This window comes from Epibacterium sp. Ofav1-8 (assembly GCF_022348185.1).
GTDB lineage: Bacteria > Pseudomonadota > Alphaproteobacteria > Rhodobacterales > Rhodobacteraceae > Epibacterium.
Genome location: NZ_JAKRFD010000004.1, coordinates 96,384 through 120,323, shown reverse-complemented (window position 1 = coordinate 120,323; position 23,940 = coordinate 96,384). Strand labels below are relative to the sequence as shown.

22 protein-coding genes are annotated in these 23,940 nt (G+C 62.5%); 15 read left to right on the top strand and 7 right to left on the bottom strand.

Annotated features, from left to right (window positions below; all coding sequences use genetic code 11):
- Positions 1–191: 191 nt before the first annotated feature.
- The 6 genes from MHM97_RS07990 to miaA form a co-directional block, all read right to left on the bottom strand.
- Positions 192–2,279, bottom strand: coding sequence for a dipeptide ABC transporter ATP-binding protein (locus tag MHM97_RS07990; protein WP_239321625.1), 2,088 nt, complete (start codon positions 2,277–2,279; stop codon positions 192–194).
- A gap of 94 nt (positions 2,280–2,373) precedes the next feature.
- Positions 2,374–3,810 carry an ABC transporter permease gene (locus MHM97_RS07985; RefSeq protein WP_239321623.1) on the bottom strand — a complete coding sequence of 479 codons (1,437 nt, stop codon included), beginning with the start codon at positions 3,808–3,810 and terminating at the stop codon, positions 2,374–2,376.
- A 15-nt stretch (positions 3,811–3,825) separates the two neighbouring features.
- A complete protein-coding gene (locus MHM97_RS07980; protein ID WP_239321621.1) occupies positions 3,826–4,878 on the bottom strand; it encodes an ABC transporter permease in 1,053 nt (350 codons plus the stop codon).
- Between the two features lie 174 nt (positions 4,879–5,052).
- Positions 5,053–6,717, bottom strand: coding sequence for an ABC transporter substrate-binding protein (locus tag MHM97_RS07975; protein WP_239321619.1), 1,665 nt, complete (start codon positions 6,715–6,717; stop codon positions 5,053–5,055).
- A 259-nt stretch (positions 6,718–6,976) separates the two neighbouring features.
- Positions 6,977–7,807 (bottom strand): AraC family transcriptional regulator, encoded by an 831-nt coding sequence (locus tag MHM97_RS07970; protein WP_239321617.1) that lies wholly within the window; start codon positions 7,805–7,807, stop codon positions 6,977–6,979.
- Positions 7,808–7,939: 132 nt separating this feature from the next.
- A complete protein-coding gene (gene miaA / locus MHM97_RS07965; RefSeq protein WP_239322034.1) occupies positions 7,940–8,803 on the bottom strand; it encodes a tRNA (adenosine(37)-N6)-dimethylallyltransferase MiaA in 864 nt (287 codons plus the stop codon).
- Between the two features lie 153 nt (positions 8,804–8,956).
- Between miaA and pyrH the strand changes: the two genes are divergently transcribed.
- The 13 genes from pyrH (at position 8,957) to lpxB (ending at position 21,360) form a co-directional block, all read left to right on the top strand.
- A complete protein-coding gene (gene pyrH, locus MHM97_RS07960) occupies positions 8,957–9,706 on the top strand; it encodes a UMP kinase (RefSeq protein WP_239321615.1) in 750 nt (249 codons plus the stop codon).
- Positions 9,707–9,895: 189 nt separating this feature from the next.
- Entirely contained in the window at positions 9,896–10,459 is a 564-nt protein-coding gene (gene frr / locus MHM97_RS07955) for a ribosome recycling factor (RefSeq protein WP_239321613.1), read from the top strand.
- Between the two features lie 9 nt (positions 10,460–10,468).
- Positions 10,469–11,233, top strand: coding sequence for an isoprenyl transferase (locus MHM97_RS07950; RefSeq protein WP_255729558.1), 765 nt, complete (start codon positions 10,469–10,471; stop codon positions 11,231–11,233).
- Positions 11,230–12,024, top strand: a complete 795-nt coding sequence (locus MHM97_RS07945) for a phosphatidate cytidylyltransferase (RefSeq protein ID WP_239321611.1) — start codon at positions 11,230–11,232, stop codon at positions 12,022–12,024. Before MHM97_RS07950 ends, MHM97_RS07945 begins: the two co-directional genes overlap by 4 nt.
- A 37-nt stretch (positions 12,025–12,061) precedes the next feature.
- Positions 12,062–13,234, top strand: coding sequence for a 1-deoxy-D-xylulose-5-phosphate reductoisomerase (gene dxr, locus MHM97_RS07940; protein ID WP_239321610.1), 1,173 nt, complete (start codon positions 12,062–12,064; stop codon positions 13,232–13,234).
- 4 nt (positions 13,235–13,238) lie between these two features.
- Positions 13,239–14,591 (top strand): RIP metalloprotease RseP, encoded by a 1,353-nt coding sequence (gene rseP / locus MHM97_RS07935; protein WP_239321608.1) that lies wholly within the window; start codon positions 13,239–13,241, stop codon positions 14,589–14,591.
- A gap of 131 nt (positions 14,592–14,722) precedes the next feature.
- Positions 14,723–14,851, top strand: a complete 129-nt coding sequence (locus MHM97_RS22740; protein ID WP_255729557.1) for a hypothetical protein — start codon at positions 14,723–14,725, stop codon at positions 14,849–14,851.
- A 223-nt stretch (positions 14,852–15,074) separates the two neighbouring features.
- Positions 15,075–17,426 carry an outer membrane protein assembly factor BamA gene (gene bamA, locus MHM97_RS07930; protein ID WP_239321606.1) on the top strand — a complete coding sequence of 784 codons (2,352 nt, stop codon included), beginning with the start codon at positions 15,075–15,077 and terminating at the stop codon, positions 17,424–17,426.
- Positions 17,427–17,476: 50 nt separating this feature from the next.
- A complete protein-coding gene (locus MHM97_RS07925) occupies positions 17,477–18,058 on the top strand; it encodes an OmpH family outer membrane protein (RefSeq protein WP_239321604.1) in 582 nt (193 codons plus the stop codon).
- 61 nt (positions 18,059–18,119) lie between these two features.
- Positions 18,120–18,602 (top strand): 3-hydroxyacyl-ACP dehydratase FabZ, encoded by a 483-nt coding sequence (gene fabZ, locus MHM97_RS07920; RefSeq protein ID WP_005617880.1) that lies wholly within the window; start codon positions 18,120–18,122, stop codon positions 18,600–18,602.
- Entirely contained in the window at positions 18,602–19,387 is a 786-nt protein-coding gene (gene lpxA / locus MHM97_RS07915) for an acyl-ACP--UDP-N-acetylglucosamine O-acyltransferase (protein WP_239321602.1), read from the top strand. The genes fabZ and lpxA overlap by 1 nt, the downstream gene beginning before the upstream one ends.
- Positions 19,388–19,400: 13 nt before the next feature.
- On the top strand, positions 19,401–20,189 hold the full coding sequence (locus MHM97_RS07910; protein WP_239321600.1) for an LpxI family protein: 789 nt from the start codon (positions 19,401–19,403) through the stop codon (positions 20,187–20,189).
- A 4-nt stretch (positions 20,190–20,193) separates the two neighbouring features.
- Complete coding sequence (gene lpxB / locus MHM97_RS07905; RefSeq protein ID WP_239321598.1) at positions 20,194–21,360, top strand: lipid-A-disaccharide synthase; 1,167 nt, start codon at positions 20,194–20,196, stop codon at positions 21,358–21,360.
- 54 nt (positions 21,361–21,414) lie between these two features.
- Here lpxB and mnmA read toward each other — a convergent pair whose 3' ends face one another.
- Positions 21,415–22,560: a tRNA 2-thiouridine(34) synthase MnmA gene (mnmA, locus tag MHM97_RS07900; RefSeq protein WP_239321596.1), complete on the bottom strand. Its 1,146-nt coding sequence runs from the start codon at positions 22,558–22,560 to the stop codon at positions 21,415–21,417.
- A 157-nt stretch (positions 22,561–22,717) separates the two neighbouring features.
- Here mnmA and sciP point away from each other — a divergent pair, with 157 nt between their 5' ends.
- The gene (sciP, locus tag MHM97_RS07895) at positions 22,718–22,996 is read left to right on the top strand and encodes a CtrA inhibitor SciP (RefSeq protein WP_005611705.1); all 279 of its coding nucleotides are present in this window, start codon (positions 22,718–22,720) and stop codon (positions 22,994–22,996) included.
- A 125-nt stretch (positions 22,997–23,121) separates the two neighbouring features.
- Positions 23,122–23,841: a response regulator transcription factor CtrA gene (gene ctrA / locus MHM97_RS07890; RefSeq protein ID WP_011538736.1), complete on the top strand. Its 720-nt coding sequence runs from the start codon at positions 23,122–23,124 to the stop codon at positions 23,839–23,841.
- Positions 23,842–23,940 lie beyond the last annotated feature (99 nt).

Genomic DNA, 23,940 nt, shown 5'->3' with positions numbered 1-23,940 from the left:
ACCCAACGCAGGGTGGAGCCGTTTTCTGTGCTGTCCGACGCGCGGGGCCGGCCAGATTGGCCGTTCAATGGGCCGTAGAGCCGAAGTCATTCAAATCGGGCCGTTTTCTCAGGTCTGCCGGGCCGTGCAGACCCGGGGCAGAGCCTGCCCGGGCCTGCGCCAAAGGCCGGATGGCCCGACCCGGAGCAGTCTTATTCGGCGGCGATCTTGATCACCGGCTCCATGCGTTCGAGGATCTCTTCGCTCAGGTGGCACTTGATCTGGTGGCCCCCGTCGAGGGTCCGGATCGGTGGCACTTCCTTTTCGCACAAGCCCCCGGGGACTTCGGATTTCCAGCGGCACCGGGTCTGGAAGGGGCAGCCGGACGGCGGGTTCATCGCCGAGGGAATGTCGCCCTCCAGCACGATGTGGGTCTTTTCCACCGAGGTGTCGGCGATCGGAACCGCCGACAAGAGCGCTTCGGTATAGGGGTGATAGGGCGGCGAGAACACCTGTTCGGTGTCCCCGAGTTCCACCACATGCCCGAGATACATCACCATCACCCGGTCCGACAGGTAGCGCACGATCGACAGATCGTGGGAGATGAACAAGAGCGTGGTCTTCTCGTTGCGCTGGATCTCCATCAAGAGATCGGTCACCGCCGCCTGCACGGAGACGTCAAGCGCCGAAACCGGCTCGTCCGCGACCACGATCCGGGCCCCGCCAGCAAAGGCGCGAGCGATGCCCACCCGCTGCTTCTGGCCACCGGACAGCTGTCGCGGCATGCGGTCGGCAAAGGCGCGCGGCAGTTTTACCAGATCCAGCAGTTCCAGCATGCGTTGCTTGCGTTCGGCATCATTCTTGCCGATGCCAAAGATATCCAGCGCGCGGATGATCTGACGGCCCACGGTCATCGAGGGGTTCAGCGTGTCGAACGGGTTCTGGAACACCATCTGCACATCGGCGATGGTGCCGGCGTCGCGCTGCTGGATCGGCACCTGTTCGATATTGCGGTTGTCCAGCAGGATCTCGCCCTCGGTGGCTGTCTCCAGCCCCATCAGCACCTTGGCAAAGGTCGACTTGCCACAACCCGACTCGCCGACGATGGCTAGCGTTTCGGATTCGCGGGCTTCGAAACTCAGCGTCTCGTTGGCCTTCACAACCTTCTTGGTGCCGCCGCCGAACAGCGCATTGGCCGCGACCTCGTAGTATTTCTTGAGATTGTCCATCTTCAGGACAACGCGGCCGGGTTCGTTTTTTTCCTTCTGCTCGCCCGCATTGATGGGGGCGTTCCAGTCGATCTCCTGGAATTTGAGGCAACGGGTATGGTGACGGTCATTGCCCGGCACCGGTTCCATCAGGATGTCACCGGCGTCACACCGCCCGGCTTCGAAATAATCGCAGCGCGGGCCGAAGTTGCAGCCCGGGGGGCGTTCATGGGGCAGGGGGAAGTTGCCGGGGATCGCCACCAGCGGGCGCGCGTTCTTGTCGGCGCCGGGCAGCGGGATCGAGCGGAACAGCGCCTGCGTGTAGGGGTGGCGCATGTCGTCGAACACATCCTCGATCGAGCCGCGCTCCACCGCCTCGCCGGAGTACATCACGCAGAGCCGGTCGCACGTTTCCAGCACCAGCCCGAGGTTGTGGGAGATGAACAGCATCGAGGTGCCGTATTTCTTGCCCAGATCCTTGACCAGCTCGACCACCGCGGCCTCCACCGTCACGTCGAGCGCGGTTGTGGGCTCATCCAGGATCAGCAGCGAGGGTTTCGACATCAGCGCCATGGCGATGACGATCCGCTGCTGCTGGCCGCCCGAGAGCTGGTGCGGATATGAGTTCAGCATCCGCTTGGGGTCCGGCAGCTTCACGTCCGTCACCACCTCGAGGGCGCGCGCGTAGGCGTCCTTTTCGTTGAGCCCCTCGTGGATCATCGGCACTTCCATCAGCTGCTTGCCGATCTTCATCGCCGGGTTCAGCGAGGCCATCGGTTCCTGATAGATCATCGCGATCTCGTTGCCGCGCACATCGCGCAGCTCTTCCGTGCTCATTTCGGCCAGATCGCGGCCCTTGAACTTGATCGAGCCACCGACGATGCGACCGTTCTTGCCAAGGTCCTGCATGACGCCCAGCGCCACGGTGGATTTGCCGCAGCCCGATTCCCCCACAAGGCCCACGGCCTCGCCGGGTTGCACCGCCACGGAGAAATCCATCACCGCCGGAATTTCGCGCAGGCGGGTGAAGAAGGAGATCGACAGCTTGTCGATTTCGAGAATCGGACCGTCGTAGTCTGCAAGTTTGCTCATCTTTGTCTCCCTGGTGGGCCGGGCGATATGGGATCGCTTCTTTTGGCCCTGAATATCTTGGGGGCCGGGGGCGGTGCCCCCGGCAAAGCTCACATCAGTCCTTGAGGCTCTCTTCGCGCAGGCCGTCGGCCAGCAGGTTGAGGCCCAGCACCAGGCTCATCAGCGCCACCGCGGGCGGCAGGGCCGGGTGCAGGTAGATCGACAACAGCTTGCGCCCGTCGTTGATCGTGGAGCCCCAATCCGGGCTTTCCGGCGGCAGGCCGAGGCCAAAGAAGCCGAGCGTCCCAAGCAGGATCGTGGTGTAGCCGATGCGCAGGCAGAAATCGACGATCAGCGGACCGCGCACGTTGGGCAGGATCTCCCACAGCATGATGTACCAGGGCCGCTCGCCCCGGGTCTGCGCCGCAGCCACGTAATCGCGGGTCTTGATGTCCAGCGCCAGGCCGCGAACGATGCGGAACACGGTGGGCGAGTTCACAAAGACCACCGACACGAACACCACCAGCACGCCGCCGGGAATGTCAAAGAAATCAAGCGGCCAGAAGTCGATCTTGGAGCCGCGCGCATTGATCAGCGACATGTAGAGCAGGAACATGGGCACCAGCACCAGCGCCAGCCACATGTAGTCCTTGTTGGGCTGGGTGCGGAACCGCGAGTGGATCAACACGCCGCAGAACACCATCGGAAAGGCAAAGAGCACGACAGCCATGAACTGCGGCAGGCCGGTGGCCACGATCTCCGGCGTCACCAGCAGATAGAACAGCAGGATCACCGGGAAGGCGAGGATGAGGTTGGCAAGGAACGACAGCACCGTATCCAGACGACCACCGTAGTAGCCCGCCGGAAGCCCCAGGGTGATCCCCACCATAAAGGCAAAGAGCGTGGCCAGCGGCGCGTATTTCAGCACCTCCCAGGCGCCTTTGACCATGCGCGAGAACACGTCGCGGGCGAGGTTGTCACCGCCCAGAAGATACCAGGCGTATTCGCCGTCTTCGGCCCCACGCAGCGGTGTGCCGGGAACCTTGTTCTTCATGCCGGAGACCTGTGCCAGCGGGTCATGCGTGGCGATCAGGTCGGCGGCGGCAAAGATTCCGGTGAACACCCAGAACATGACAAGGCCAAAGCCGATCATGCCGATGGGGCTGTCAAACAGTTTGCCATAGAGGCCGAGGCGACGCTTGAAGCTGATCGACAGGCCAAAGAGCACAACCAGCGCGACCCAGGTCGGCAGCAGTTGGCGCGACATCGCGCCGACGATGCCGGCGCCGGTGTTCATCACCAGCCCCAGCAGGAGGTAGGCCAGCGACAGGGCGGCGACCGCAAGGAACGCAAAGCGCACGCCCAGGCTCGCCATCGCCTGCGGATTGCCCGCCAGCGTGACGGTGCCGTCCGCATTGGCCACCTGACGGGTGCCGGCGCTGAGGATGGACATCACCATCCAGATCACGATCGCCGCAGCCAGCAGCAGAAGCGCGATCTGGTAGATCGGGTTGAGAAAGGCAAGAGCGCCTGTCCAGGTCAAGGGATCCATGAAAAGCCTCCTGCCTTAAGAGATACGGATACGTGGGTTCAGGAAGATATAGCCGATATCGGAAATCAGCTGCGTCAACAGAACCACGACGACGGAGACAACGGAGACCGCAAGAAGCAGCTCGATGTCGTTGTTGCTGGCGGCCTCCACAAGCGCCCAGCCAAAGCCTTTGTAGTTGAACAGGCTTTCCACGATGACCACGCCGTTCAGGAGCCAGGGGAACTGGAGCATGATGACCGTGAAGGGGGCGATCAGCGCGTTGCGCAGGGCGTGTTTCAGAACGATGTTCGGAAAGCTGACCCCTTTGAGGCGCGCGGTGCGGATATATTGCGCGGTCATCACCTCTGTCATCGAGGCGCGCGTCATCCGCGCGATATAGCCCATGCCATAGAGCGCGATGGTCAGCACCGGCAGGAAGAAGTTCTCGAACGTCGGGTTCTCCATTGCCGCCGTGGCGGTGCCCTTGAACCATTTGAGCCCCACGGTGGAGGAGGCAAACACCGCGATGAAGATCACGCCGGAGACATATTCGGGGGTGGCCGTGGTCATGATCGACAGGGTCGACAGCGACCGGTCGGTGGCCGATCCCTCGCGCATGCCGGCCAGGACGCCGATGATGAGTGCGGAGGGCACCATCAGGATCAGCACCCACATCATCAGGTAGCCGGTGTTGCCCAGACGGGTTTCGATGATTTCGCCGACCTCGGTCTTGAACCGGGTCGAATAGCCCCAGTCGCCCTGGATGATGCCACAATAGCGCGGCGCATCCGCCGCCACTTCGGGCGAGACGCCGCCATCCAGACAGCGGCCGGTCACCGTGCCGTCTTCGGTGCGGGTCCAGCCGGGCACAACCCCGAGCCACTGGCCGTATTTCACCGCTATGGGCTGGGCGTAGCCGTTCTTCTCAAGCCAACTGGCGACGGCCTCGTCCGACATGCGGAAGTTGCCCTCGGTCTTGGCGAGTTTTTCAAGGTTCGGATAGAGGTTGGTCAGAAAGAACACGATGAACGTCAGGCACAATGCCGTGATGATCATCACGCCCGAACGACGCAATATGAATAGTCCCATGTGATCCCCTGCAGACTGGCGGTCGGCTGGCCCTGATGCGGTCCGGAACTGGGTCTTCCGATCCGGTGGGGGCCGTTTTTATCGTGTAGCTGTTCTTGTTTTTCTTTGGGTTGTCCGCCCCCGGACCGCAGGGGCCGGGGACGGAGCATCAGGCGTGGGCGTGATCTCAGGCGATCAGGCCGCCCAGCCCCACTTGTAGTGGTGGTGCTCGTAGGAGATGTGCATGTCAGCCCCCATCACGCCCTCGCGCATGTGGCGGAACAGTGATTTCCAGTAGGGCTGGATGGTGACACCCTCGTCCTGGATCAGCTTCTCGCCCTTGGCGACGATTTCGCGGCGCTTGTCGGCATCGGCGATCGCCAGCGCGTCGGACAGGATCTGATCGAACTCCTCGTTGGACCAGCCGAATTCGTTCCAGGCCTCGCCCGAACGATAGGCCAGCGCCCAGATCTGAACGCCAAGCGGACGGTGGTTCCAGTTGGTGGAGCTGAACGGATATTTGGTCCAGTCGTTCCAGAAGGTGGAGCCGGGCAGGACGGTGCGCTTCACCTTGAAGCCCGCGTCGCGCAGCTGAGCGGCCACCGCATCGGTGGTGTTCTTGCGCCAGTCGTCGTCGATGGAGATGATCTCGTGCTCGAAATCCATCATGCCGGCTTCTTCCATCAGGGCGCGGGCGCCTTCGACATCGACTTCCTGCTTGGGCAGTTCGGCATATTCCGGGTGCGCCGGGCCGACATGGTGATGCTCGGCGACAACGCCGCGGTTGCCATATCCCAGTTCCAGGCAGACATCATTGTCGATCGCCATCTGCAACGCCTTGCGCACGCGCTGATCGGCATAGGGCTTCTTGCCATCGATCTCGGCCAGCTGGTTGGGACGGATCACGATGGTGGACATGGTCACAACTTCGGACTTCACAAAGCCCAGCGCGTCCATCACGTCGATGAATTCGCCCACGGATTCGTAGAGCATGTCCACTTCTTCCGCTTCCAGCGCCGACAGCCACGAGGACGGGTCGGTGCCGAAGTCGATGTATTCGATGCTGTCCAGCGCCGGACGGCCAAAGACCTCTTCGCCCCACCAGGTGTGGTCCTCGTTGCGGGTCAGGGTGCATTTCACGCCGACCTCGAGTTCGGAGATCAGATAGGGGCCGGTGCCGACCGCGTTCTGTGCATCATCCGCGCTAAAGCTGGCGTGGGTGATCGCCGCCGGATAGTCCGCCATGCCCGGAATGATCGAGATGTCGGAGTTCGGAAGCTTCAGCTTCACGGTGTGGCTGTCGACCACCTCGATCGCGCCGTCGATGGCCTTGTTGGTGTCGGGGTCGATCAGGCTGCCGAAACGGCCGGCCATGGAGTTGCCTTCCATGTCCTTGTCGCACCAGCCGGCGATGTTGCGCGCCACGTCCTCGGCGGTGAAATCGTCGCCGTTGTTCCATTTCACGCCCTTGCGGACATTCAATGTATATTCGTCGGCGCTGTCGTTCACTTCCCAGCTTTCCAGCAGCATGGGGGTGAAGGTGCCGTCGTTGTTGTATTCGACCAGATACTCCAGCGTGCCGCGGGTCTCGTTGCCGATTTCGGACCAGTCATAGGTGCGCGGATCCTTCAGGCCGCGGACGTTCATCTGGACACGCATGGTGCCGCCTTCCTGCATGTCGCCGGCAGCGCGGGCCGGGGCGGACAGGCCGATCATGCCGTAGGCGGCAGTGGCGGATACGCCCAGAGCGGTGGCACGGGTCAGGAATTCGCGCCGGGAGATCTTGCCGGCTTTCAGTTCCTGCGCGTGCATCTCTGCCGCCCAATGGGGGGTCGAGCTCTTGAGTGTGGTGGTGGTCATTGATGTCTCCCTGTTCTAGACCGTCATTTGAAGGGCGCCCTCGGTCACGAGGTTCTCAGTCGCGGGCTATTTTATATCGCGCTGAGGTAGTTGAATTGTCACAATGTTTCTCAGCCTCACCATACGGCAACAGATCCGGGCCGACGTCAATGCACAGTATCGGCACCAGACGGTAAAAATGCGACATTCTCCCTGTCGGTTTTGACAAAACGACACTTGTGTCCAGTTTGGTGGCGCAATCAGGATACACGCACCGATGTCAGGACGCCAGCGCCGCGGGGCGGGCCGACTCGCGTGCCATCTTGCGCAGGGCGCTGGGGGTTTCGCCGGTGTGCTGGGTGATGAAACGGGTGAAATAAGCCGCGCTGCCAAAGCCCAGCGAATGGGCAATGTCGCGCATCGGCAGGCTGGTGCGGACCAACAGGCTGCGAGCGGCGTGCAACTGGCGTTCGGTCAGCAGCGCGGCGGCGGTCTTGCCGGTTTCCTGCTTGCAGACCCGGGTCAGATGCGTCGGCGTCACCCCCAGTTCCGCCGCGTGGCCCGCCATGTTGAAGACGCCCTCGGAATCCGCAGCAAGCCGCTGGCAAAAGGCCCGCGACAGGCGTCGGGCCGCGCTGACCTTGCCATTCTCGGGCGCTGCCGCCCACAGGCGTTGCAGGTGGATGCCGATGAGTTCGCCGTAGCTGAGGATTGCGCGGGGGCTGTGGGTGTCCCCCAACTGCTGTTCGCGCTGGGTCGCCTCGAACAATGTGTTGAGACGGGCCTGTTCCTGCATATCACCGATCCGCATCTGCATCGGCTGGTCGGGCAGGGCGCAGGGCATGGTTTCGCCAATGCGCAGCACCTGTCCGATGCTCTGGCGCCCGACTTCCAGCGAAAACAGCGATCGCGCGGGAATCGACAGCACCGTATGAGGGCCAAAACCGCGACGCTGCCCATCCAGCAGCGCCCGTCCCTGGCCCCGGGTGACCCAGATCAACAGGTGGCAGTCACGTTCATGCGCCAGTTCCACCTGCCAGGAATCGCCGGACACGAGCCGCAGCAGCGGGCTGACGTCCAGCGGGCCGGAGAGAGGCGGGGCATATGACATGGCGGCGTTCAGGTCGTTCCAATCCTAAGTGCATGGGACCTTGACCCGCGCGCGTGATTCGATCAATTTTTTTGCCGCTTTTTCGCCAGAAGGCCAAAAACCGCTGTTACAGAAGCGGATTTTGCCGCGTTTTTACGGTTCCGGTACCAGTTTTAACCATTGCGACATGCGGGCGCGGAACCAGGTCCGCTGTCGTTTGGCATATTGACGGGTGGCGATGGAGGCCCGTTCCGCGGTTTCCTCGACCGTGAGTTCGCCGCGCAGATGGGCCATCAGTTCCGGCACCCCGATCGCCTTGCAGGAGGGCAGCGCGGGATCGTACCGGCTCTGCATGGCGCGGGCTTCCTCCAGGGCCCCCGCCGCCATCATTCGCGAAAACCGGTGCCGGATACGCGCCTCCAGCCAGTCGCGCTCCGCCTCGACCACCAACGCGGTACAGGCCTCGGGGGGCAGCAACGGGGGCGGGGTGTCATTCTGCCATTGCGCCAGCGGTCGTCCGGTGGCCCGCAACACCTCCCAGGCCCGTTGCACGCGCGCGCGATTCTGCATGTCGATACGGGCACATGTCTCTGCATCCAGCTCTGCGGACAGGGCCTCCAGCGACATCAGGTCGGCTTCGGCACGGACCGGGGCCGGTGTGGCGGGGATTTCTGCCATGCCTTCGGTCAGCGCCAGGAAATAGAGCCCGGTGCCGCCGACGATAATGGGCCGCTCGGGCCCGGTCAGCAGCGGTGCGACCTCGCGCAGCCAGTGCCCGGCAGAATAGGGCGCGTCATGGCTCAGATGACCATAAAGCCGATGCGGCGCACGGGATTCGTCCTCTACGCTGGGACGGGCCGTAACCACCCGCCAGCACGCGTAGACCTGGCTTGCATCGGCGTTCACGATGACGCCGCCATCCCGGTCGGCGATGCGCAGCGCCAGCTCCGATTTGCCGGAGGCTGTCGGGCCGGCGATCAGCACAGGACGGTCGGCGGGGATATTTGTCAAATCTATCAATGTTTTCCGCTGCGCGCCTCGGGGAACGCATCCATGTCAGAGGGAGAGCCCGAAGAAGATCGGCAATTATCCGGCAGCCCGGATTGATCCTCGGCGGCTTTTGCTCCATTTTGCCGCGAGATTTAACCCCGACATATTGCGGAGCGCAACATGCCCGAAACCCCTGACCAGCCGGACGTCTCGACGGCCGCCAGCTATAACCGTGTGATGCTGAAGATTTCCGGCGAGGCCCTGATGGGAACGCAGGGGTTCGGCCTGCACCCGCCAACCGTGCGCAGAATCGCCGAAGAGGTGAAGTCGGTGCACGACCTTGGCGTCGAGATCTGCATGGTGATCGGCGGCGGCAACATCTTTCGCGGGCTGTCCGGTTCTGCCCAGGGGATGGAGCGCACCACGGCGGACTACATGGGGATGCTGGCCACCGTCATGAACGCGCTGGGGATGCAATCAGCGCTCGAGGATCTGGGCGTGTTCACACGGGTGATTTCCGCCATCCGCATGGATGAGGTGGCAGAGCCCTACATCCGCCGCCGCGCGGTGCGTCACCTGGAGAAAAAGCGGGTCTGCATTTTTGCTGCCGGCACCGGCAACCCCTATTTCACCACCGACACCGCCGCCACGCTGCGGGCCAATGAAATGAATTGCGAAGCGATCTTCATGGGCAAGAACGGCGTCGATGGTGTCTATGACAAGGATCCCAAGACCAACGATGATGCCAAGCGGTATGACAGCGTCAGCTATGACGATGTTCTGGCGAAACGTCTCAAGGTCATGGATGCCTCTGCCATCGCGCTGGCGCGCGACAACAATCTGCCCCTGATTGTCTTTGGCCTTGATGAACCCGGCGGGTTCCGGGGCGTTCTGGCGGGCGAGGGCACCTATACCAAGGTGCACGGCTGACAGGGTTGCGGCTGACTGGGCCAGGGTGAACGGCGCCTCGCGCCGTCGCCAGTCCGGCGCCTGTTTTGCGTGGAATTTCACCACGTTCCGAAGGTTTCGCGGGTGTTTGTCCGCCGAGATCGCTATACAAGAGACACCTGATGGCGTAAGAGCCGTCCTCAAGACCGCCTCAAGCAAGGGGAGAGCAGCATGTCTGATGATTTCGAACTGGACACCGATGACCTGAAACGCCGCATGGATGGTGCGATGGCGAACCTGAAGACCGAATTCGCGTCGTTGCGGACCGGTCGCGCCTCCGCCTCGATGCTGGAGCCGGTGATGGTCGACGCCTACGGCTCGATGACACCGATCAACCAGGTCGGCACCGTGAACGTGCCGGAACCGCGCATGGTCACCATCAATGTCTGGGACAAATCCCTCGTGGGCAAGGTGGAGAAAGCGATCCGCGAGTCGGGTCTTGGCATCAACCCGCAGCTCAATGGCACCATCATCATGCTGCCGATCCCGGAGCTGAACGAAGAGCGCCGCCGCGAGCTGGGCAAGGTGGCGGGCCAATACGCCGAACACGCCCGGGTCTCGATCCGCAACGTGCGTCGCGACGGCATGGACCAGATCAAGAAGGCCAAGGCCGACGGCATGTCCGAGGACGACCAGAAATTCTGGGAGACCGAGGTCCAGGAACTGACCGACAAGATGATCAAATCCGTCGATGATGCGCTTGAAACCAAGCAAGCCGAAATCATGCAGGTCTGATCCGCGCTTATGGCCTTTGGGACGGACAGCGGCACACCGGCCGTAGACGCAGCGGACCCGGGTGGCTCTGGTGACGGGCCCCGGCACATTGCCATTATCATGGATGGCAATGGTCGTTGGGCGCAGGCACGCGGGCGGCCGCGGCTGTTTGGCCATCACGCCGGTGCCCGCCGGGTGCGCGAAGTGGTGGAATGCTGTCCGGACCTCGGGGTCAAATACCTGACGATATTTGCCTTTTCGACCGAGAACTGGAAACGCACCCAGGTTGAAGTTGCCGGTCTGATGAGCCTGTTCCGGCGCTATATCTCCAAGGAAATGAAGGCGCTGGCGGCCAAGAACGTGCGCGTGCGCTTTATCGGCGACCGGGTGCGGCTGGATCGGAAACTGATCCAGCTGATGGATGCGCTGGAGCGTGAAACCGAGACCAATGACGGCACGCATCTGACCATCGCGCTCAATTACGGCGGTCGCGACGAGGTCGCCCGCGCCACCAAGCGGCTGGCCCAGGATGTTGCCGATGGCAAGCTTGACCCGGAAAACGTCGATGAGGAAACGCTGCCGCGCTACCTCGATACCCATGTGTTGCCTGATCCGGATCTGGTGATCCGGACCTCGGGCGAGGCGCGGATTTCGAACTTCCTGCTGTGGCAGTCGGCCTATGCCGAATACGAGTTCATCGATACGCTCTGGCCGGATTTCACCGCCGAGGAACTGGCGCGCCTGTGTCGCAGCTATGGGCGCCGGGACCGGCGGTTTGGCGCGGTGAAGACATGAGCGCCCGATCCCCTTTTGCGCAGACGCCGGGCCGTTGGGCCGACTTGCGGACCCGGAGCCTGTCAGCTGCGGTGCTGCTGGGGCTCGGGGGCGGGTCTCTGGCGATCGGCGGGCTTGCCTTCCTCGTGTTTGTGGCCGCATGCCTTGGGGCGGTGTTCTGGGAGCTGCTGCGCATGTACCGCGCCGACCTGAGCCTGCCAGCCCTGGGTTGCGGCCTGTTGGCGGCGCTTGCAATACTGTTGGCCGCGATGCTGCCCCTGCTGCTGATGCCGCTGGTGCTGGCGGTGCCGCTGGCGGCCGGGGCCTGGGTGCTGCAGTCGCGGCGCCGCTATTTCCTCATGATTGCGGGCTGGGTGCTGCTGGGGGGCTTCGGGCTGATCTGGCTGCGTGACGCCTATGGCTTTGGCTGGATGCTCTGGCTGATCCTGGTGGTGGTTGCGACGGATGTCGCGGGCTATTTTGCGGGTAAGCATTTTGGCGGGCCGAAGTTCTGGCCGGCTGTCAGCCCCAAGAAAACCTGGTCCGGCACCGCTGGTGGCTGGGTGGCTGCGGCGGTGATCGGAGTGCTGTTTGCCTGGCTCGGCGGGCTGCCCGCCAGCGTTATCCCTCTCTCGGTGGTGGTCTCTATGGCCAGCCAGGCGGGTGACATCGCCGAAAGCGCATTGAAGCGATACCTGGGCGTCAAGGACTCCAGCCAGCTGATCCCGGGCCATGGCGGCGTGTTCGACCGCTTTGACGGGATGCTGGGGGCCGGGGCGCTGTGTTTCGTGGTTGCGATGGTCCTGTCCTGACAGGATCGCCTGCGACGCGGATGAGGAATGATCGGCGATGAGAAAGATTTCCATATTCGGGGCCACCGGCTCCATCGGGCAGAACACCATCGACCTGATCCGCCGCCAGCCGGATGCCTATGACGTGGTGGCGCTGACCGGGGGGCACAATATCGCGCAACTGGCGCAGGACGCCATTGAGCTGCGCGCGGAGATCGCCGTCACCGCCCATGATGCGCGCCTGCCGGAGTTGCGCGCGGCCCTCGCCGGAAGCGCGGTCGAAGCCGCCGCTGGCCCGGAGGCGCTGCTGGAGGCTGCCAGCCGACCGGCGGACTGGATCATGTCGGCCATCGTCGGGGCCGCCGGGCTTGCGCCGGGCCTCAAGGCGCTGGAGCAGGGGACCACCCTGGCCCTCGCCAACAAGGAGTCGCTGGTCTGTGCCGGGGCGCTGCTGATGCAGACCGCAGAGCGCCACGGTGCCCGCATCCTGCCGGTGGACAGTGAACATTCCGCCGTGTTTCAGGCGCTTGTGGGCGAGCGCCTAGACGAGGTCGAGCGGATCATCATCACCGCCTCCGGTGGTGCGTTTCGGGATTGGCCGCTGGAGGCCCTGCGGACCGCGACCCTTGCGCAGGCCTCCTCGCATCCGAATTGGGACATGGGGCAGCGGATCACCATCGACAGTGCCTCCATGTTCAATAAGGCTCTGGAAGTCATTGAAACCAGAGAGTTCTTTGGTGTCGACCCCAGCCAGATCGAGGTGCTGGTGCATCCGCAATCCCTGGTCCACGCCCTGGTGGGGTTTCGCGATGGCGCGTTGATGAGCCACCTTGGCGCGCCGGACATGCGCCATGCGATCGGATATGCGCTGCACTGGCCGGAGCGCAAGACGCTGCCGGTGCCGCGACTGGATCTTGCGGCGGCGGGGCAGCTGGAGTTTCGCGCGCCCGATCCCAACCGCTACCCGGCGCTGCGGCTGGCGCAGGAGGTCATGGCGCGTGGTGGTCTCAGCGGAGCGGCCTTCAACGGGGCCAAGGAGCAGGCGCTCGATCACTTTATCGCGGGGCGCATTGGCTTTCTCGACATGGCGACCATAACTGAACAGGTGTTGGCATCGCTGGAGGCGCATCCGGGCCTTATTGACGCCGCAATGACACTTGAAAACGTCACCCGAGTTGACGATCTGGCGCGGCAGGCGACGGATCAGGTCGTGACGCAACGAACAGGATAGAGTTTTGGACGCAGTATCTCTGGTCTCGCAGCTGAGCGGGTTCCTCTACACGGTTGGCAGTTTTGTTGTTCTGCTTTCGATCATCGTGGCCGTGCATGAATACGGTCACTACATCGTCGGGCGCTGGTGCGGCATCCACCCGGAGGTGTTCTCGCTTGGCTTCGGTCCGGTGCTGGCCAGCCGTGTCGACAAACGCGGCACCCGCTGGCAGGTTGCGGCCTTTCCCTTTGGCGGGTTTGTGAAATTCCTCGGCGATGCGGATGCGGCCTCGGGCAAGGACACCGGCAGCCTGTCGGCAGCCGAACAGGACCCGGCGCTGCTGCGCAAGACCATGCACGGCGCACCGCTCTGGGCGCGCTCGGCCACCGTCGCGGCGGGGCCGATCTTCAACTTCATCCTGTCGATCGTGATCTTCACCGGGGTGATCCTGGTGCAAGGCCAGATGAAAGATCCCCTGACCGTGGGAGAGCTTCGTCCGTTGCCGGATCAAAGCCTGACCTTGCGCCCCGGGGATGAAATCAAGGCGATCAGCGGTCTGGAGACGCCGGCCTTTACCGATCAGGCCGCCTGGAGCGCGTTTGAGCAGGCGGTGCCGGTGGAGCCGGTGCTGGAGTACCGCGTCCTGCGTGACGGGGCGGAACGCATTGTACGCGGCCCCTATCTGAGCCCCAGTCTGGTGACGGGGGTTGCGCCGCGCAGTGCGGCCTCTGACGCCGGTCTGCGCGAGGGGGACGTGATCCAGAGCGTCGACGGCGATGAGATCTTCACCTTCGGCCAGTTGAAGGAAAAGGTCGAGGCCGGCAACGGCGCGCCCTTGACGCTCGGCGTCTGGAACCGCGACGGAGAGCGTGAGGTGACGCTGACGCCCCGTCGCACCGATGAACCGACGGCGGAGGGCGGCTTTGCAACCCATTGGCGGATCGGCATTGCCGGCGGGCTGGCGTTTGAACCGGCCTCCGAGTCGATCTCTCCGCTGGTGGCGGTTGGGCGCGCGACCACCCAGATCTGGGTGATGATCGAGCAATCGCTCTCGGGGCTGAAACACATCATCACCGGCCAGATCAGCACCTGCAACCTGTCCGGCCCGGTGGCGATCGCCGAGGTCTCGGGCACGATGGCAAGCCAGGGCGCGATGGAGTTCATTCTGCTGATCGCGGCTTTGTCCACCGGCATTGGCCTCTTGAACCTGTTTCCGGTGCCGGTTCTGGATGGCGGGCATCTGGTGTTCTTCGCCTATGAGGCGGTGACCGGCAAAGCGCCCAACGACCGTGCGATGCAGGTGCTGATGATGATGGGCCTGGCGCTGGTGCTGGGGCTGATGCTGTTCTCCGTCAGCAACGACATTCTGTTTTGCTGATACAATCAGAGGTGGGCGGCGCCGGAGAGCCATATTGGCGCCGCTTTCTCGCCACAAACGGCCTGTAGACCAGATCCCGGGTGAGTGAGGCCGGTCGTCCTGACCGGTCTTCGTAAAATCGGGAGCATGTCATGCAAGTGCTGGAGCAATCCTATCACGGGTTGAGTCTGCTGGTCCGTCTGAACGTGGATCGAGTGCTGTTTCTTAGCGCCATTTCGGCGGCGATTCTGACCGGAACGTGGATCGCCTCGAGCTTCTGAACAGGCGCAAAAACCGGCGGCCACAGCCATATTTTTAAGGCAGAGGGACGTGACTCCCCTGCAACGAGACAGCAGCGGCATTGCGCCGCTGCTTTTCTTGTTTTTGACAACCGCAGGCAAACCCGGTACGCCCTTTTTCAAGCTGCTATAAAGTTGGGTTAAAAAACGAATGACTTGGGGGAAGAGCGGGGCACAGGCCCGCGTGACACGCCGGGGGTGTGAAATGTCGATTTCTGCAAAGAGGTTTCTTGGATCCACCGCATTGTCCGCGGTCCTGGCATTGGGATTGGGGCTGGCGCCGCTTTCGGTCGGGGCCCAGGATTATCGCTTTACCAATGTGCGTGTCGAAGGCAATCAACGTATTCAAAGCTCGACCATCGTCGCCTACACCGGGCTGGCGCGGGGCGAGACGGTAAGCGGCGGCGCCTTGAATGACGCCTACCGCGGCGTGTTCGACAGCGGTCTGTTCGAGAGCGTGGAACTGATCCCGCGCGGCAACACGCTGGTCATCAAGGTGGTGGAATACCCGACCATCAGCCGGATCAATTTCGAGGGTAACAAACGCCTGAAGGACGATGCCCTTTCAGAAGTCGTGCTGTCCTCGCCGCGCCGGGTGTTCAGCGCCGATCAGGCGGAGCGGGACGCGGCGGCCATCGCCGATCTCTACCGTGCCCAAGGGCGTCTGGCTTCGCGCGTCACCCCACGTATCATTCGCCGCAATGACAATCGCGTCGATCTGGTGTTCGAAATCTCCGAAGGCGATACCGTCGAGGTGGAGCGCGTCTCCTTCGTCGGCAACCGCGCCTTCTCCGACCGGCGTCTGCGTCGGGTGCTGGAAACCAAACAGGCGACCTTCCTGCGGGCGTTGATCAATCGGGATACGCTGATCGAAGACCGGATCCAGTTCGACCGTCAGGTGCTGACGGATTTCTACCGCTCGCGCGGTTATGTCGATTTCCGCATCAATGGCGTGAACGCCGAGGTGACCAAGGAACGAGATGCCGCCTTCCTGGTGGTGGATGTGACCGAAGGGCAGAAGTTCGAGTTTGGCGAGATCACCGTCACCAGCGAATTCCCCCAAGCCGATCCCGACGCGTATCGCAGCAAGCTGCGAGTCAAACCGGGCGTCACCTATTCGCCGCTGGTGATCGAGAATGCGATCACCACGCTGGAACAGCTGGCGGTCAAGCAGGGGATCGATTTCCTGCGGGTGGAACCGCGGGTGACCCGCAACGACCGGGATCTGACGCTGAACGTGGAATTTGCCATGGTCCGCGGTCCTCGGATCTTTGTCGAGCGCATCGACATCGAGGGCAATACCACCACGCTCGACCGGGTGATCCGCCGTCAGTTCAAGATCGTCGAAGGCGATCCGTTGAACCAGCGCGAGATCCGCAACAGCGCCGAGCGCATCCGGGCGCTTGGGTTCTTTTCCGAATCCGAGGTCGATGTGCGCGAGGGCAGCACCCCAAGCGAAGTCATCGTCGATGTGGACGTCGAGGAACAGCCAACCGGCTCGTTCACGCTGGGGGGCTCCTACTCGGCCGATGACGGGATCGGTGTGGCGATTGGCATTTCCGAGGACAACTTCCTCGGTCGGGGTCAGAAGCTCTCGTTCAATATCTCCACGGCGCAGGATACAGAAGCCTACAACCTGCGGTTTGTAGAGCCTCAGCTGCTGGGCCGGGACCTTCAATTTGCCATCAATCTAGGTTTGAGTGAGACAGAATCGAGCTTTTCGCAATACGACACCTCCGCGATTATCTTCCGCCCGTCGATCACCTTTGACGCCAGCGATACAACGTCCCTGCAACTGCGCTACGCGCTGGATCTGGACGAGATGGAAGGCCGCGGCAACGACAGCAACGGCGATCCGCTGGCAGGTCCCGTGCTGCAGGCCGATATCGCCGAGGGCAAGCGGACTACAAGTTCCATCGGGGCGACCTTCACCTATGATAGCCGCCGTGCAGGGCTGAACCCGACCGCCGGTTTCCTGATCCAGGGCGGCTTTGACTATGCGGGCCTCGGGGGCGACAACGAATATATCCGCGCCACCAGCAAATTTGTGGCGCAGAAACTGGTCTTCAACGAGGAAGTCACCCTGCGGGCCACGGTCGAAACCGGCTATCTGGGCTGGCTTGGTGACAACAACAGCCGCACCGTGGATCGCTTCCTGCTAGCGTCGGAAACCCTGCGCGGTTTTGAACCGGGCGGTATCGGTCCTCGGGATCAGTCCGCAACCGGCAGCGGCGGGTCCTATGACGATGCGCTTGGCGGCAACCTCTATGCCGTGGCGCGGTTTGATGCGGAGTTCCCGCTGGGCCTGCCCGAAGAACTGGGGATCCGTGGCGGTCTGTTCTATGACGTGGGCAACCTTTGGGGGCTGGACGATTCCAATGCGGGCGCCAGCGGCAACGTCGTCGGGCGTGATGGCTCCTTCCGCCATGTGGTCGGCTTCTCGGTGCTTTGGACAACTGGTATCGGCCCCTTGCGGTTCAACTTCTCCAAGGCGCTGGTCAAGGAAGACTACGACAAGGAGCGGAACTTCGACCTGACCATTCAGGCGCGGTTCTGACCCCGTTGCGACCTGCCGCGACCTTGCACAAACTCTGGATGGCCGGGCTGATGGCCTGGCTGTCCTGCGGTGGCCTCGCGCTGGCGCAGGGCGTCGGCTCCACGGTGGGGCTCGGCGGGTTTTCACCGGAGCAGAACCTCGGGGTGCCAAGCAGCCTGCTGCTGACGATCCACTCTGATCGGCTGTTTTCCGAAAGCGCCTATGGCAAGCGCGTGGCGCAGGAGATGGAAGGGCGCAGCGCGGTACTGATGGCCGAAAACCGCCGTATCGAAGCCGAGCTGCGTGCCGAAGAGCTGGACCTTGCGGAACGTCGGTCCACCACCGATCCAGAAGCGTTTCGCGCCCTGGCCGAGGCCTTTGATCAGAAGGTTCAGGAAACCCGGCGCACCCAGGAAGCAAAGTTTCTGGAAATCACCAACGCCCGCGAAGAGGCCCGCCGCGAGTTCCGCCAGACCTCGATCCCGATCCTGGAACGGATCATGACGGAGACCGGTGCGGCGGCGATCCTGGAGCAATCCACCGTTTTGCTGAGCGCCGAGGCAATTGATGTGACCGATCTGGCGATTGCCCGTGTCGATGCCATTCTGGGGGATGGGGCAGAGGCGGATGTGGCCCCGGCGGACAAGCCCTGAGCTTGCCCCGTTCCCGCTGGCTTGGTAGGGAAAACCAAACATAACAAACGGAACGTGACCCATGAGTGCTGACGCCAATCCCGACCTCAAGAGCGCCGACATCGGCCTGATCCAGCAAATCCTGCCGCATCGCTACCCGTTTCTGCTGGTGGACAAGGTGGTTGACATCGACGGCTATCAGTCCGCGCGTGGCATCAAGAACGTCACCATGAACGAGCCGCATTTCCAGGGCCATTTCCCGGGCACGCCGATCATGCCGGGCGTCACCATCGTCGAGGCCATGGCGCAGACCTCGGGCGTGATGCTGGGGGTCGGCATGGATCTGATCGGCACCGATATGCTGATCTATTTCATGAACATCGACAAATGCAAATTCCGCCGCAAGGTTGTGCCCGGTGACGTGCTGGAAATGCATGTGGAAACCGTGCGCGGCAAGCCCGGCGGCAAGATCTTCAAATTCTCCGGTCGCGCCACGGTCGACGGCGAACTGGCGGCCGAGGCCGAGTTCACCGCGATGATCGACCGGGACGGAAAGGACGGCTGATGAGCACCATTCACCCCAGCGCCATTATCGAGGATGGCGCCAAAATCGGCGAAGGCTGCGAGATCGGCCCGTTCTGCATCGTCGGCGCTGAGGTGGTTCTGGGCGACCGGGTGGTGCTGAAATCCCACGTGGTTGTCACCGGCGACACCGAGATCGGCGAGGACACGGTGGTGTTTTCCTTCTCCGTGCTGGGGGAAATCCCGCAGGATCTGAAATTCAAGGGCGAGAAGTGCCGCACCGTCATCGGCAAGCGCAATCGCATCCGCGAACATGTGACCGTGAACGCGGGCACCGATGGGGGCGGCGGTGTGACGCGCATCGGCGACGATGGCCTGTTCATGGCGGGCTGCCACATCGCGCATGATGCCCAGATCGGGGATCGGGTGATCGTGGTGAACTCTGCCGCCGTCGCTGGGCACTGCATTCTCGAGGATGATGTCATCATTGGCGGTCTGTCCGGCATCCATCAGTTTGTGCGCATCGGACGTGGTGCCATTATCGGCGCCGTCACCATGGTGACCAACGACGTCATTCCCTACGGTCTGGTGCAGGCCTCGCGCGGGGAACTGGACGGGCTGAACCTCGTCGGGCTCAAGCGGCGTGGTGTCAGCCGCGCCGATATCACCGCGCTTCGGGCCGCGTTTCAGATGCTGGCGCAGGGCGAGGGCACGTTTTCCGAACGCGCCCGCCGATTGGGCGACGAAAACGACAGCGAATATGTGCAGGAAATCGTCGCCTTTATCACCGGTCAGAGCGACCGCCACTTCCTGACCCCCGGCGGCTGAGAAAGGTCCCGACATGATTGCACTGATTGCCGGACGCGGGGCCTTGCCCGCGGAATTGATTGCGCGGCTGCCGGAGCGCCCCATGGTATGCGCCATGGCCGGGTCCGAACCGGACACGGTCGAGGCCGACATCACCTTCCGCCTCGAACAATTGGGCAGCTTTCTGGAAGAGCTGAAATCCCGGGGCGCGACCGAGGTCTGCCTGGCGGGCGCGGTGACGCGACCGCAGATTGACCCGGGCGCGATTGATGCCGCCACTTTGCCGCTGGTGCCGGTGTTGCAGGCGGCCATTGCCGCAGGCGACGACGGGGCGCTGCGAGCAGTGATCGGCATTCTCGAACAAAGCGGCTTTGCCGTGAAGGCCGCCCATGAGATCGCGCCGGATCTGTTGATGGATGAGGGTGTTCCGACCAAGGTACAGCCGGGCGAGATCGACAAGGCCGATGCCGAACGCGCCGCTGTCATCGCCTTTGGCCTGAGCGCCGCCGACATCGGGCAGGCCTGTGCGGTGCGGTCCGGTCAGGCGATCGCAATCGAGACCCTGTTTGGCACGGATTGGATGCTCGCGAGCCTCGCCAATCGTCCGGACGGGCAGGGAGGTCTGTTCTACAAGGCCCCGAAGGCCGGACAGGACCGGCGCGCCGATCTGCCGACCATCGGCCCGGCCACCGTCGAAGGTGCGGCCATGGCCGGTCTGAACGGCATTGTCCTCGAGGCCGAGGGCGTGATCGTTCTGGACCGCGAAGAGGTCATCGCCGCGTGCGACCGCCGGGGCATGTTCCTCTGGCTGCGTCAGGCCTGATCCCATGAGCCTTCGGGTGTTTATCCTCGCGGGTGAGCCTTCGGGCGACCGGCTTGGTGCCGCATTGATGCGCGGCCTCAAGGAGCTGTCACCGGGGGTGTCCTTTGAAGGCATCGGCGGCAGCCTGATGCAGGCCGAGGGGCTCCGCTCGCAATTCCCGATGGAGGAACTCTCCGTCATGGGGATCGCCGAGGTTCTGCCAAAGTATTTCGACCTCAAGCGCCGCATTCAGGAAACCGCCGATGCGGTGGTGGCCATGCAGCCTGACGTGATGATCACCATCGACAGCCCGGATTTTTCCCTGCGCGTTGCAAAGCTGGTGAAGGACGCCAGCGATATTCGCACCGTGCACTATGTTGCGCCCTCCGTCTGGGCCTGGCGTCCGGGGCGTGCGACAAAGATGGCGAAGGTCATCGACCATGTGCTGGCGCTGCTGCCGTTCGAGCCGCCCTATATGGAAGCCGCCGGGATGGAGTGCGATTTTGTCGGCCATCCGGTGGTGGCGGAACCCCAGGCGACAGAGGCTGAGATTGCGGTGTTCCGTGCGGCATTCGATCTGGGTGATGCGCCGGTTTTGCTGGCGCTGCCGGGGTCGCGCCGCTCCGAGGTTGCACGGCTTGCGGATGTCTTCGGCGCAGCCCTGCGTGAGTTCAACGCCAAACACCCGGGGCACCGGATCGTCGTTCCGGCAGCCGCGCATGTGGCGCCCTTGGTGCGTGAAAAACTCGTGGATTGGCCCGAGGGCTGCATCGTGCTTGATCCTGCTGATCATACGGGCGCTGAGTTTGCCGCGCACAAGCGTGCAGCCTTTGCCACTGCGGGTCTGGCTTTGGCCGCATCGGGAACGGTGTCTTTGGAACTGGCGGCGGCCCGCACACCGATGGTGATTGCCTATCGATTCAATTGGCTCACGTGGCAGATCATGAAGCGCATGGCACTGATTGACACGGTGACATTGGTCAATCTGGTGAGCGAGACCCGCGTGGTGCCGGAATGCCTTGGTCCCGAATGCACCGCCGAAAATATTGCGGCGCGGCTTGATCAGGTGCTGAGCGCGCCTGACGCGCAACAGGATGCCATGCGCCTGACGATGGATCGGGTTGGCGAGGGGGGCGATGCACCCGGCCTGCGTGCCGCGCGCGCGGTCCTTGAAAGATTGCCGCAGGTTTGAGGCGACTCTACTGGGGCTGAGCGAACCAAAAGGGAGCCCGGAGGCTCCCTCGTTTTAGTGACCTCTCCAGATCCAGCCGCCGCCAAAAATGCGGCTGCCGTTTGGATCATAGAACACACAGGCCTGACCGGGCGAAATGCCTTCCTCGGCGGAGAACAGTTCCACCTCCGCCTCGGTGTCCGAGATCGGTCGGATGATCGCATCGCGCGGTGGACGGGTGGAGCGCACCTTGACGCTCAGATGCCATTCCGCACGGCTGGTGAAAGGCTCATCCCCCAGCCAGTTGATCTCGCGCACCGGCACCCGGCGCGTGGCCAGCATTTCTTTCGGGCCGACGATTACCTGCTTTTGGTCCACATCGAGCTTTACCACATAAAGCGGCTCGCTCAGCCCACCGATGCCAAGGCCGCGACGTTGGCCGATGGTGTAGTGAATGACTCCGTTGTGGTCTCCCAACACGCGGCCATCGGCATGCACGATCTGTCCCGGCTCTGCCGCGCCGGGGCGCAGTTTCTCGATCACCGAGGCGTAGTCGCCGTTGGGGACAAAGCAGATGTCCTGACTGTCCGGTTTATCCGCAACCGACAGGCCGTATTGCGCCGCCATCTCGCGGGTGGCGTCCTTGGAGGGCAAATGGCCCAGCGGAAAGCGCAGGAAATCGAGCTGCTCGGGCGTGGTGGAGAACAGGAAATAGCTCTGATCGCGGTTGGCATCCTCGGCGGAGTGCAGCTCCGGGCCATGTTCGCCCATCTTGCGCTGGATATAGTGACCGGTTGCCATACAGTCGGCCTCCAGATCCTTGGCGGTTTCCAGCAGATCCTTGAACTTCACGCGCTCGTTGCAGCGGATGCAGGGCACCGGCGTCGCCCCGGCCAAATAGCTGTCGGCGAACTCGTCAATCACGGCATCCTTAAAAATGTTCTCATAATCCAGAACATAATGTGGAAAGCCGCGCTCCTCCGCGACTCGGCGGGCGTCGTGAATATCAATGCCGGCGCAGCAGGCGCCCTTTTTGGCCAGAGCCGCCCCGTGGTCATAAAGCTGCAGCGTCACACCAACCACATCATAGCCCTGTTCCGCCAGATAGGCCGCCACAACAGAGCTATCGACGCCGCCGGACATGGCAACGACGACGCGCGTCTCGGCGGGCGATTTTGCAAAACCTAGCGAATTCACTGGTGCCTCATTGTCCAGTGCCATGGCGTACTCCTTGCGGGTCCGAAAGAGGAGAGGGAAAGCATCGAAGAATATAGGAAAATGCTAAGTATTCTCAAGGGGGCGATTTCACTTACCGTTAATGCCTGCGCGCCACTCTGCCTCTACCAAGCTGATTACGCATCCTAGTAAGGGCATAGCGATGTTTTTAAAGAAAGTTGATGGCCCCCGTGCGGTCACTCTGCCGGACGGAACAGTCATGACTCGGGCGGATTTACCGCCGCAAACCACAAAACGATGGGTGGCATCGCGCAAGGCCGCGGTTGTGCGCGGGGTTTTGTACGGATTGATTCCCCAGACCGAGGCACTACGTCTGTATAATCTGAGTGAAGAAGAGTTCCGGAGCTGGGTCGCCGCGGTTGCCGATCACGGCGAAGACGCCCTCAAAACCACGCGTTTGAAGGATTATCGTAATCCCTGAGGTAAAAACCGCCGCGTTAACTTGTTCGATCCGGGAAAATTAACCAACATGGTAACGGGACATTAACCTTTTCCAAGCAAGGTTAACGCAACCTGAGGACAACAGAGTACAGGCGGAGACCCAATATGCGCATTCTTCTGGTCGAGGATGATCCCACGACAGCGAAAAGCATCGAGCTGATGCTGACTCATGCAAACCTGAACGTTTACACCACGGACCTCGGCGAAGAGGGCATCGATCTGGCAAAGCTTTACGACTATGACCTGATCCTGCTGGATCTGGGTCTGCCGGACATGAACGGTCATGAGGTTCTGCGTCAGCTGCGTTTGTCGCGTATTGAGACCCCGATCCTGATCCTCTCCGGCGCCGATGACACCGAGAACAAGATCAAGGGCTTTGGCTTTGGCGCGGATGACTATCTGACCAAGCCGTTCCACCGCGAGGAACTGGTGGCGCGCATTCACGCGATCATCCGCCGCTCGAAGGGGCATTCCCAGTCGATCATCAAGACCGGCAAGATTTCGGTTAACCTGGATGCCAAGACCGTCGACGTCGAGGGCAAATCCGTGCATCTGACCGGCAAGGAATACCAGATGCTGGAGCTGCTCTCCCTGCGCAAGGGCACGACCCTGACCAAAGAGATGTTCCTGAACCACCTCTATGGCGGCATGGATGAACCGGAACTGAAGATCATCGACGTGTTCATCTGCAAACTGCGCAAGAAGCTCAGCACCGCAACGGATGGCGAGAACTATATCGAGACCGTCTGGGGCCGTGGCTACGTGCTGCGCGATCCACAAGAAGATCTCTCGGCCGGTGGTCCACGCATGGCGGTTGGCGCCTGAACGCAGAAAAATCCGGAAACCTGAAGGTTTTCAAAACCCCGTCGGGCTGAGCATCCCGGCGGGGTTTTTCGTCTCTAGGATCTGGCACTGGACCTCCTC

What these genes read in the sequence shown, in the direction of transcription:
- MHM97_RS07990 (WP_239321625.1), bottom strand. Translation starts at nt 2,279, where the DNA reads ATGAGCAAACTTGCAGACTACGACGGTCCGATTCTCGAAATCGACAAG.
- MHM97_RS07985 (WP_239321623.1), bottom strand. Translation starts at nt 3,810, where the DNA reads ATGGATCCCTTGACCTGGACAGGCGCTCTTGCCTTTCTCAACCCGATC.
- MHM97_RS07980 (WP_239321621.1), bottom strand. Translation starts at nt 4,878, where the DNA reads ATGGGACTATTCATATTGCGTCGTTCGGGCGTGATGATCATCACGGCA.
- MHM97_RS07975 (WP_239321619.1), bottom strand. Translation starts at nt 6,717, where the DNA reads ATGACCACCACCACACTCAAGAGCTCGACCCCCCATTGGGCGGCAGAG.
- MHM97_RS07970 (WP_239321617.1), bottom strand. Translation starts at nt 7,807, where the DNA reads ATGTCATATGCCCCGCCTCTCTCCGGCCCGCTGGACGTCAGCCCGCTG.
- pyrH (WP_239321615.1), top strand. Translation starts at nt 8,957, where the DNA reads ATGCCCGAAACCCCTGACCAGCCGGACGTCTCGACGGCCGCCAGCTAT.
- frr (WP_239321613.1), top strand. Translation starts at nt 9,896, where the DNA reads ATGTCTGATGATTTCGAACTGGACACCGATGACCTGAAACGCCGCATG.
- MHM97_RS07950 (WP_255729558.1), top strand. Translation starts at nt 10,469, where the DNA reads ATGGCCTTTGGGACGGACAGCGGCACACCGGCCGTAGACGCAGCGGAC.
- MHM97_RS07945 (WP_239321611.1), top strand. Translation starts at nt 11,230, where the DNA reads ATGAGCGCCCGATCCCCTTTTGCGCAGACGCCGGGCCGTTGGGCCGAC.
- dxr (WP_239321610.1), top strand. Translation starts at nt 12,062, where the DNA reads ATGAGAAAGATTTCCATATTCGGGGCCACCGGCTCCATCGGGCAGAAC.
- MHM97_RS22740 (WP_255729557.1), top strand. Translation starts at nt 14,723, where the DNA reads ATGCAAGTGCTGGAGCAATCCTATCACGGGTTGAGTCTGCTGGTCCGT.
- bamA (WP_239321606.1), top strand. Translation starts at nt 15,075, where the DNA reads ATGTCGATTTCTGCAAAGAGGTTTCTTGGATCCACCGCATTGTCCGCG.
- MHM97_RS07925 (WP_239321604.1), top strand. Translation starts at nt 17,477, where the DNA reads ATGGCCTGGCTGTCCTGCGGTGGCCTCGCGCTGGCGCAGGGCGTCGGC.
- fabZ (WP_005617880.1), top strand. Translation starts at nt 18,120, where the DNA reads ATGAGTGCTGACGCCAATCCCGACCTCAAGAGCGCCGACATCGGCCTG.
- lpxA (WP_239321602.1), top strand. Translation starts at nt 18,602, where the DNA reads ATGAGCACCATTCACCCCAGCGCCATTATCGAGGATGGCGCCAAAATC.
- MHM97_RS07910 (WP_239321600.1), top strand. Translation starts at nt 19,401, where the DNA reads ATGATTGCACTGATTGCCGGACGCGGGGCCTTGCCCGCGGAATTGATT.
- lpxB (WP_239321598.1), top strand. Translation starts at nt 20,194, where the DNA reads ATGAGCCTTCGGGTGTTTATCCTCGCGGGTGAGCCTTCGGGCGACCGG.
- mnmA (WP_239321596.1), bottom strand. Translation starts at nt 22,560, where the DNA reads ATGGCACTGGACAATGAGGCACCAGTGAATTCGCTAGGTTTTGCAAAA.
- sciP (WP_005611705.1), top strand. Translation starts at nt 22,718, where the DNA reads ATGTTTTTAAAGAAAGTTGATGGCCCCCGTGCGGTCACTCTGCCGGAC.
- ctrA (WP_011538736.1), top strand. Translation starts at nt 23,122, where the DNA reads ATGCGCATTCTTCTGGTCGAGGATGATCCCACGACAGCGAAAAGCATC.